This window comes from Flectobacillus sp. (assembly GCF_049240685.1).
Lineage (GTDB): Bacteria > Bacteroidota > Bacteroidia > Cytophagales > Spirosomataceae > Flectobacillus.
In genome coordinates, this window is the sequence record NZ_JBMLSD010000389.1 from 1 (window position 1) to 9,339 (window position 9,339).

The window sequence follows — 9,339 nt, forward strand, 5'->3', positions numbered from 1 at the left end:
TTCGACTCCGGCTCTGGGTACTAAGAGGAACAAAGAAATTTGTTCCTCTTTTTTTTGCTCTTTTTCTACCTGAACTTCTATCGGTGATATCTTCATCTGGTCTGCGTGGTATTGTAATTCAATCGGGTATTATTTCATATTGTATTATTTCTTCCCTGCAAACCCCCAGTATGCACAGCCACGACTTGACTCCCTTTCTTGAAAAATCCCTTTTCTGCTAAATCGATGATGCCATACAGCATTTTGCCTGTATAGACTTGTTCGAGTTGGACTGCTGGATTATAGCTTTCAAAGTTTTTGATAAAATCTAGTAGTGTTGAATTATATTTGGCGTATCCTCCAAAATGATAGGCGTCGAGGAGAGTGAAGCGTGTAAAATCAATTGCAGGATGTTCTGAAAGTAATTCTTGAATATCTCGAAAGAGTCCCTCTTTTGCTCCTTTTAGTGCTACAATTCCTATGATATGCGTAGGGGCATTGCTCGAAGCAAGTATGCCTGCAATGGTACCGCCCGTACCGACTGCCGAAACGATATAGTCAGGTTGGGTTTGTTGATAAATTTCTTGTGCTAACTCTGCTAGTCCTTTTAAGGCTAAATGATTGCTGCCACCTTCGGGTAAATAATAGGATTTTTCTAAAGCGATATCTTCTTGTTTTAATTGTCTTAAAATCTCCTCTTTGTCTCGGTAGGCTGTTCGACTGACAAACCTGAACTGCATTCCATTTTCGGCTGCATATTGCAAGGTTGGACTTGATTGCGGGTTGAGTTCATCACCACGAATGATTCCTAGTGTATCAAACCCAAAAACTTTCCCCGCGGAGGCAGTGGCATAGATATGATTTGAATACGCTCCTCCAAAAGTAATGAGTTGCTTGAAGCCTTTTTGACGAGCTTCTATCAAATTATACTTCATTTTTCGCCATTTATTCCCCGCAATACTAGGATGAATGAGGTCATCACGTTTCAGAATCAACTGAACACCTGCTTTTTCTAAAACAGGATGAAAAATCGCTTGTATGGGAGAAACTGGAAGGTCGAATGAGGAGGAAATTGGCATAATAAAGTGCTAGTAATGTCCATTTTTTAGGAAACTTGAAATCGTGCAAAATGTGCGTTGGTATTTACTTTTGGGTTTTTGATTATTTGATTCATAATAAATCAAAATATTGTATCCTTGTTGATTTCGGCTTTTCTTAACTAAAAAATTAATAATTTTGTATTTGAAAACACGAAATTATGCAAGAACTGGAAGAAGACGAAGAAGAATTATACGAACATCATCGAATTGTAGTAGAAAAAGGTCAAGACCTTGTGCGTCTTGATAAATACTTGATGATGCGAATGCAAAATGCCACTCGAAACAAGATTCAAAACGGCATAGATTTAGGTCTCGTAAAAGTCAATGATATTGTAACTAAGGCAAGTTATAAAGTAAAACCTTTTGATGTTATTACGGTATCGTTGCCTCACCCTCCGCGCGAAGGTGGTATCGAGCCTGAGAATATTCCTTTGGATATCGTTTATGAGGACGACGATTTGTTGGTAGTCAATAAGCCTGCTGGAATGGTGGTTCACCCTGCTTTTGGGCATTGGGAGGGTACACTGGTGAATGCTTTGGTATATCATTTTCAAAATTTACCAACTCATCGTAATGGTGAGGCACGCCCTGGCTTGGTGCACCGTATCGATAAGGAAACATCGGGCTTGCTCGTAATTGCCAAAAACGATTATGCCATGACACATTTGGCTAAACAGTTTTTTGACCATAGCATCGAGCGTACGTATTATGCCTTAGTTTGGGGTGAACTAAAGAATGAAGAAGGAACCATTACAGGGCATATTGGTCGTAGTATAAAAGACCGAAAAATTCGAGCAGTATTTCCTGATGGTTCGGTTGGTAAACATGCCGTTACACACTACAAAGTTTTGAAAAACCTACGTTATGTGTCCTTAGTAAAATGTAATCTCGAAACGGGACGTACTCACCAAATTCGTGTGCACTTCAAGCATATTGGGCATCCTCTTTTCAATGATAGCACTTATGGAGGTGATAGAATTTTGAGAGGAACTTTGTTCTCTAAATATGAGCAATATGTAGGAAATTGTTTTAAAATTTGTCCTCGTCATGCATTGCATGCAAAATCGCTCGGTTTTATTCATCCCACTTCTGGAAAGTTTATGCAATTTGATTCAGAATTACCTGAAGATATGCAAAATCTGCTTGAAAAATGGGAGAAATACGTGAACAACGAATAGTTTTTTTTTATTATTTTGTAATTCAAAGCGGATACTTTTCATCGTAATAAGGGTTTATTATTCGAAAAATATCTTATTTAAAATAGAGTATTGACACTTATTCATGAAGCATCGCTAAAATAGTATTGATTATTTTCTGAAAAGTTTTTCTGATTTTTTAGTTAATGTGTAAATAGATTGTTATTCATATTTACACGATTTTTTGAGTTCTTAACAATTTGTTCTTGTAAAGCCATGAATACCTTTGTTACCGAAACAGAAGATTTAGTCGATTATTTAGCAGGCATCGAACGAGCTAAAAGACCTAAAAAGGCCAAGTCCTTAAAAAACTACATTGCCACGTTTTTCGTGGATATGCAACCTCCACAAAATCCTCATAACCTCTTGCGCGATTTGGAGCAAAAAGGTTGGATTTTTATCGGATTGAATGGAGATATTATTTACAATTTTTAGAAAAATTTCATTTGTCTAAAAATGTTAGCTTAGTCAGTTGTTAGGTAAAAGCCTCGCAACTGACTTTTTTATTATATTTGAAAAATCATCATAGAAATAAATAGACTTTCAACAGAGCATATTCAGTCTTTCTTTATTTCCTAAAACCATTTCCTAATGTCTGTTATTATTAGAAAATTTACTCCTGAAGATCTCCCAGTGATGTTTGACTTGATTATGGAGTTGGCAGTATACGAAAAAGCTCCTGAGCAGGTGACTAATACCGTAGAACAAATGTATATCGACGGATTTGGTGAAAATCCTGTTTTTGGGGCAATCCTTGCCGAAGTAGATGGCGAAGTGGTAGGTATGTCGCTGTATTACTACCGTTATTCTACCTGGAAAGGCAAACGTTTGTATTTGGAGGACTTGGTAGTTCGTGAAAAAATGCGTGGAAAAGGCCTCGGTGAAAAACTTTTGGAAGGAACTTTTGATATTGCTAAGGCAAATAACTGTACGGGTTTGATGTGGCAAGTCCTAGATTGGAATGAACCTGCGATTAATTTCTATAAAAAATTTGGAGCCCGCTTCGATGCTGGTTGGATTAATGTACATATTGATTATTAGGGAATAGGGAAGAGGGTTTAGGCATGAGTTTCATGACAATTACGGATTTGGGATTTTGGAGTTATTACTAGTCTGTAAAATTTCAAAATCCCAAATCCGCAATCCAAAGGAATCTCTACTAGTTCAAGACTTAGTCTTGGACTCATTTTTTCAACAGTTTTAAACTGTTTTTAAAAATCCAATGAAAAAGTCTAAATACCAGAATCCCAATTATTTGTTTTGTCCAGTAATAAAAGACATGAGTTTTATGATAATTGCAGATTTGGTATTTCGGATTTATTGCCTGTCTGTAAAATTCCGAAATCCAAAATCCCAAATCCGCAATCCAAACCCATGACATTTAGGAATAGACTTCAATATTTTTTAGTAAAACGCTTACAGATTTCCAATAAAAAAGCGCTTGAGCTTATTTCAGTTGGTGCGTGTAGGGTGGCGAGTAAACAGGTATTTGAAAATGTAGAAATACAGCCCTTTGAGGAGATTATTTGCGAGGGTGAAATATTACGAGAAGAAAAAAAACTGTATTATATCGCTTTTTACAAACCTGTTGGGATAGAAACAACACTCAACCAAGCTATACCCGATAATCTACAAGCTATTTTACCTTTCGAAGAAAAACTCTTTCCTGTCGGTCGTCTCGATAAAGCATCAGAAGGACTTTTACTGCTCACTAACGATGGAAGAGTTTTTGATAAAACACTCCGTAAAGAGCATCAAACTGAAAAGGAATATATCGTAAAGGTTGATAAGCCGATTACAGACTCTTTTATTCAGCAAATGTCTAGCGGCATTACGATTATGGGACAAACAACGCTCCCATGTTTTGTGGAGGCCATTGATGAGTACAATTTCAGAATTATTCTAGTTCAAGGCCTCAATAGGCAAATACGTCGAATGTGTTACAAACTAGATTACGAAGTTTTGTCTCTCAAAAGAATAAGAATAGATCAAGTCCATTTAGGTGATTTAAAGCCTAATGAATACCGAGAAGTTGGAGAGTTGATAGGCGAAACGTAAATGAATAAGCATTTTGTCATCAAAAAATGAATTATCGGGTATTGATAATTTATGCTCTAATCCGAAATCAAAAATCCCAAATCCCCAATCGAAAGATGTCTTTGCATTATAATGTGTCGATAGATACTGGAGGAACATTCACTGATTGCATAGCAACGGATTCCGAAGGAAAAATATACCGAAAAAAGATTTTGTCCAACGGTACTCTGCGTGGGCAAGCCGTAGCCGTAGTATCTGAAAAGTGCCTCAAAATTAAGGAATCATGGTATTTGTCAAAAGATATTTTGGCTGGATATCAATTGTATAGCCTCGACCAATCATTTGAGTCGAAGGTTGTATCTTATGATTTTGAGGGAAAAGTATTGACGCTCGATTTACCCATTCCAAGTGATTTAGTTGGAAAAAACTTTGCGCTCACTGCCTTCGAAGAAGCGCCAGTCTTGGGCGCAAGACTCATTACTGAAACAGCATTACATGAGGCTTTTCCTTCCATCGAATTGCGTGTAGGTTCTACCAAAGGGACTAATGCTTTGTTGGAATTGAAGGGTGCAAAGACGGCTTTTCTCGTGAGCAAAGGATTTAAGGATTTGTTGGTTATTGGTAACCAAGCTCGACCTGATATTTTTGCGATGAAAATTGAGCGTCCTGAACCCTTGTATGCCTTGGTCGAAGAGATTTCGGAGATAATAGACGCCAATGGTGAAGTTTTACAAGCAATAGATACTACAACTATCGACGAGCTAATTCAAAAACTGAAGGAAGCTGATATAGAGTCAATAGCTATTTGTTTGAAAAACGCTTATCGAAATCCAGTTCATGAAATTGCGCTCAAAGAGGCTTTAAGTCCACATTTTGAGTTTGTTCATATCTCCACAGAATTAAGTTCACAAATCAAGTTTCAACAACGTGCCGAAACTACGGTGGTCAATGCTTATTTATCACCTGTGATTCATCGTTACTTGAGCAATATTGCCTCCAAAGTAGGCGAAGGCAATATGAAGGTAATGACTAGCGCAGGGAGTTTAGTTAGATATGACGCTTTTCATCCCAAAGATAGTCTTTTTTCAGGTCCTGCGGGTGGTGTAGTAGGGGCTTCTAAAGTGGCTCAGAAAGCTGGTATCCACCAATTTATCGCCTTTGATATGGGTGGTACAAGTACCGATGTCGCTCGCTATGATCATGAACTAGAATATCAGTTTATCCAAAAAATTGGAAATGCTCAAATTTTTAGCCCAGCCTTGGCCATCGAGACGGTAGCCGCAGGTGGTGGGTCTATCTGTGCTTATGATGGCTACAAATTGAGTGTTGGTCCCGAAAGTGCTGGCTCATGGCCAGGTCCCGCTTGTTATGGAGCTGGTGGACCTTTAGCGATTACAGATGTCAATTTGTTGTTGGGACGTTTGGATAGTACGCAGTTTGGTATACCTGTTTTTGTGGATGGTGCTAAAAAGCGTTTGGAAGAAATTCTATCAAGCATCGAAAATAATACAGGAACTCGTCCTCAAGCAGAGGAGATATTGGAGGGTTTTAGAGCTATTGCCAATGAGAAAATGGCAGAAACTGTTCGGAAGATATCCATAGCCAAAGGATATGCTACTACTGATTATGCGCTTGTGGCTTTTGGTGGGGCTGGAGGCTTGCATGTGTGTGGAATAGCTGAATTATTGGGTATTTCAAAAATATTATTACCGCTAGATGCTGGTTTATTGTCGGCTTACGGCATATCGCAGGCGCAAGTAGAGCGTTTTGCCGAGGCATCAGTGTTGGAGATTTATGATAAAAATCTTGATAAAGAGTTAGAAAGAAATTATCAGGACTTGGCAACAAAAGCCATGCTAGAATTAGAGAAGGATGGCATAGAATTTCATCAAAGCTATATCAAACATCGCTATGTTTATCTACGCCTGAAAGGACAAGATGCAAGCTTAGAAATAGAGTGGGAGGGCTTCGAAAAAAGTATTCAAATATTTGAAGAAAAGTATCGTCAAATTTATGGTCACTGGACCGAAAATCGCGCCATTGAGGTAGAAAACATTCGTTTGATTGCAGCTCAAAAGCAAGATACTTTTGAAGAAAAAAGTCAATCTTTTTTACTAAAAAATCAAGCAATTCCTTCACATTCGATACCAGCTTGGGTGGATGGACAATGGCAAGAAATTCCGGTTTTTGTACGTGAACAATTAGAGGAGGGTTCAGTAATTACAGGTTTTGCTTTATTACTCGACCGATTTAGTACAACCGTTGTAGATAAAGGCTGGGAGTTACAATTGTCCAATAACGGCTCTGCTATTCTGACGAAGATTGATACTGTTTTACAGGAAAAAGTCATTTCTGCTGAACAAGATATAACCCAACTAGAGCTTTTTACGAATCGCTTTATGTCGATTGCTGACAATATGGGTGTTTTATTACAAAGAACCTCACTTTCTGTCAACGTAAAAGAGCGTCTTGATTTTTCTTGCGCCTTACTCGACCACCAAGCTGAACTCATTGCCAATGCACCACACATTCCTGTGCATTTGGGGAGTTTGGGCGTATGTGTGAGAAAGCTTTTAGCCCAAGTTAACCTTAAAAAAGGGGATATTGTCATTACAAACCATCCCAAATTTGGAGGCTCTCATTTGCCAGATGTAACGCTGATAGCGCCTGTTTATACCAAACAAGGGGATAAACTTATTGGCTATGTAGTAAACCGCTGTCACCATTCAGAAATTGGAGGGATTCGTCCAGCTTCGATGCCACCCGATGCCAAAAATTTAGCAGAAGAAGGCGTCGTTATTTCACCAGTTTTTTTATCAAAAAATGGAAAAATTGATTGGACTGAAATTACAGATTTACTGCAAAATGCACCGTATCCTTCGAGAGCAGTTGATGAAAATTTAGCAGATTTGAATGCGGCTTTAGCCTCAATCAAAAATGGAGAGATGGCACTTCAGCAATTAGTAGAGGAACATAGCCTTGATCGTGTGCATTATTACATGAACTTACTCAAGACTTATTCTGCTGAGAAAATGCTTGAGCGTTTGCGAAAATTCCCTGATGGAGCATATCATGCCGTAGAGTTACTCGATGATGATACCCGACTTGAAGTGAATTTGACCTTGAAAGAGGGGCGTTGTTTGATAGATTTTACGGGCACTTCTGGTGTTCATAAGGGTAATCTGAATGCTAATGAAGCTATTGTCAACTCGGTCGTAATATATGTGCTTAGAGTGTTGTTGCAGAGTAATATTCCTCTCAATGATGGATTGTTGAGAGTTGCCGAATTAGTTATTCCGAATAATACTTTATTGAGCCCCATTTTTTCAGAAAATCCAGAAGAATGCCCTGCGGTAGTTGGCGGTAATGTGGAACTTAGTCAACGTTTAACAGATACCTTGTTCAAAGCATTTGGGGTTATGGCTTGTTCGCAAGGCACGATGAATAATACCCTTTTTGGCAACGACTCGTTTGGCTATTACGAAACTATTTGTGGAGGAAGTGGCGCTGGCAATGGCTTTGACGGCACATCTGGCGTGCATACGCACATGACCAATACCCGAATAACTGACCCTGAAATATTAGAAAAGCGCTATCCTGTTCGTCTCGAATCTTTTGGCATTCGTGAGGGCTCAGGTGGAAATGGACAATACCGTGGAGGAAATGGTATCACTCGTGCCTTTCTCTTTTTAGCGCCTGTGAAGCTATCTATTTTGACTCAGCATCGAAAATATGCACCTTATGGAATAAATGGTGGAGAGAATGGACAGTGTGGTGAACAGTTTATTTTGAAAGCATCTGGCGAAAAAATCTTATTGGCTGGAGTTGATGGCGCCGAATTGGAAATAGGAGATAGACTAATTATGAAAACGCCAGGTGGAGGTGGCTACGGGAGTTCAATAGCTTGATTGACCCATACCTAGTTCGAGACTTTGTCTCGAACTAGGTATGGGTTCAGTTTTAAACTGTTCAAAAAAAAGGTCCAAGACAAAGTCCTGAACCAGTTGTGTTAGACACTTTTAAAAGATTATTTCTTACCTAGCCACAACAGCGTATTTGTTATCAACAGACGATAGTTTTGATTGGCAAATTGATATGATAATGTAGCATTAGTTCCACCCTCATAATCCATATCGTTATGTCCCATGTTGATGTATGCCATTTTATATTTTTTATTTGTCCACATCACAGGATAATATCCACAATACCAAATTTCATGATTTTTGGGGCCTGTTCCCAATGGGTAACTTTTTTCAGAAATAGCTAATAAAATATCAATATCAGGATTTTGGCGAAGGTCATGTTCCCAGCTATACCATTCGTTTGGAGAAGTAGTGAATTCTTTTTCTAATTTTTTTAAACTCGGATGTCCCTTTTTCTCAATTTTCAAAATGGCCGAAGTGGGTCTCCAAGTGTTTCCTTCATATTGTCCAGAGCCCAAAAACTCATTATGGTACCAATTCCAGTTTTGCGGGAAATCAGATTTGTCCATCGCAAAAGCTGAGAAATGAAAGCCTAACCAAGCACCACCATTTTTCATGTAATTCTCAAATGCTTCCCTTTGCGCAGGTTTTTCGGGTCGTGTATCTAAAAATAAGACAATATCCACCGATTTTAACACCTCAGTATTCAAAGAATCCCAATTGCTAGTAGCATTGTAACTAAACTTTTTTTCCTTAGCTAGTTGCTCAAGCCATGTATTGGCCTCCTTCACAAAACTAATGTGCGCCAAATCATTTTTTCCAGTATAAAAAGCCAAGACCTTAAACTTTTGAGCAATAGTGATTTGCACACTGAGGAAAGTGAAGAGTAGGGTGATTAAAAATTTCATAGCTTTAGTTTAATCAATTGGGTTTGTTGAAATAAAATATTTTTATGAGTGACGGACTGCTACTTAAGTGAGTACTCAAAATAAAATTTAAAATTTGGCTTCGAGCTTTTGGCTTTCGGCAAAATATCTCTTTTTTACTAAAAAAAAAACACTCTTTGCCTGTTGCCTAAAACAAAAACTTAAATCTAATTTTGTC

7 protein-coding genes are annotated in these 9,339 nt (G+C 38.3%); 5 read left to right on the plus strand and 2 right to left on the minus strand.

Annotation, left to right across the window (positions count from 1 at the left end; translation table 11 throughout):
- Positions 1–134: 134 nt before the first annotated feature.
- Positions 135–1,058, minus strand: a complete 924-nt coding sequence (locus tag ACOVQ4_RS17865) for a 1-aminocyclopropane-1-carboxylate deaminase/D-cysteine desulfhydrase (RefSeq protein WP_421821978.1) — start codon at positions 1,056–1,058, stop codon at positions 135–137.
- 179 nt (positions 1,059–1,237) lie between these two features.
- On the opposite strand from ACOVQ4_RS17865, the gene ACOVQ4_RS17870 reads away from it, so the two are divergent.
- From ACOVQ4_RS17870 to ACOVQ4_RS17890, 5 genes are all read left to right on the plus strand, one after another.
- Entirely contained in the window at positions 1,238–2,257 is a 1,020-nt protein-coding gene (locus ACOVQ4_RS17870; protein ID WP_095163421.1) for an RluA family pseudouridine synthase, read from the plus strand.
- Between the two features lie 234 nt (positions 2,258–2,491).
- The gene (locus tag ACOVQ4_RS17875) at positions 2,492–2,710 is read left to right on the plus strand and encodes a hypothetical protein (protein ID WP_095163422.1); all 219 of its coding nucleotides are present in this window, start codon (positions 2,492–2,494) and stop codon (positions 2,708–2,710) included.
- 156 nt (positions 2,711–2,866) lie between these two features.
- Positions 2,867–3,316: a GNAT family N-acetyltransferase gene (locus tag ACOVQ4_RS17880; RefSeq protein WP_421821979.1), complete on the plus strand. Its 450-nt coding sequence runs from the start codon at positions 2,867–2,869 to the stop codon at positions 3,314–3,316.
- Between the two features lie 333 nt (positions 3,317–3,649).
- Positions 3,650–4,333 carry a pseudouridine synthase gene (locus tag ACOVQ4_RS17885; protein ID WP_421821980.1) on the plus strand — a complete coding sequence of 228 codons (684 nt, stop codon included), beginning with the start codon at positions 3,650–3,652 and terminating at the stop codon, positions 4,331–4,333.
- Positions 4,334–4,428: 95 nt separating this feature from the next.
- Complete coding sequence (locus tag ACOVQ4_RS17890; RefSeq protein WP_421821981.1) at positions 4,429–8,220, plus strand: hydantoinase B/oxoprolinase family protein; 3,792 nt, start codon at positions 4,429–4,431, stop codon at positions 8,218–8,220.
- 119 nt (positions 8,221–8,339) lie between these two features.
- On the opposite strand, the gene ACOVQ4_RS17895 is transcribed toward ACOVQ4_RS17890, so the two are convergent.
- Entirely contained in the window at positions 8,340–9,143 is an 804-nt protein-coding gene (locus ACOVQ4_RS17895) for a ThuA domain-containing protein (protein WP_421821982.1), read from the minus strand.
- Between the last annotated feature and the right edge of the window lie 196 nt (positions 9,144–9,339).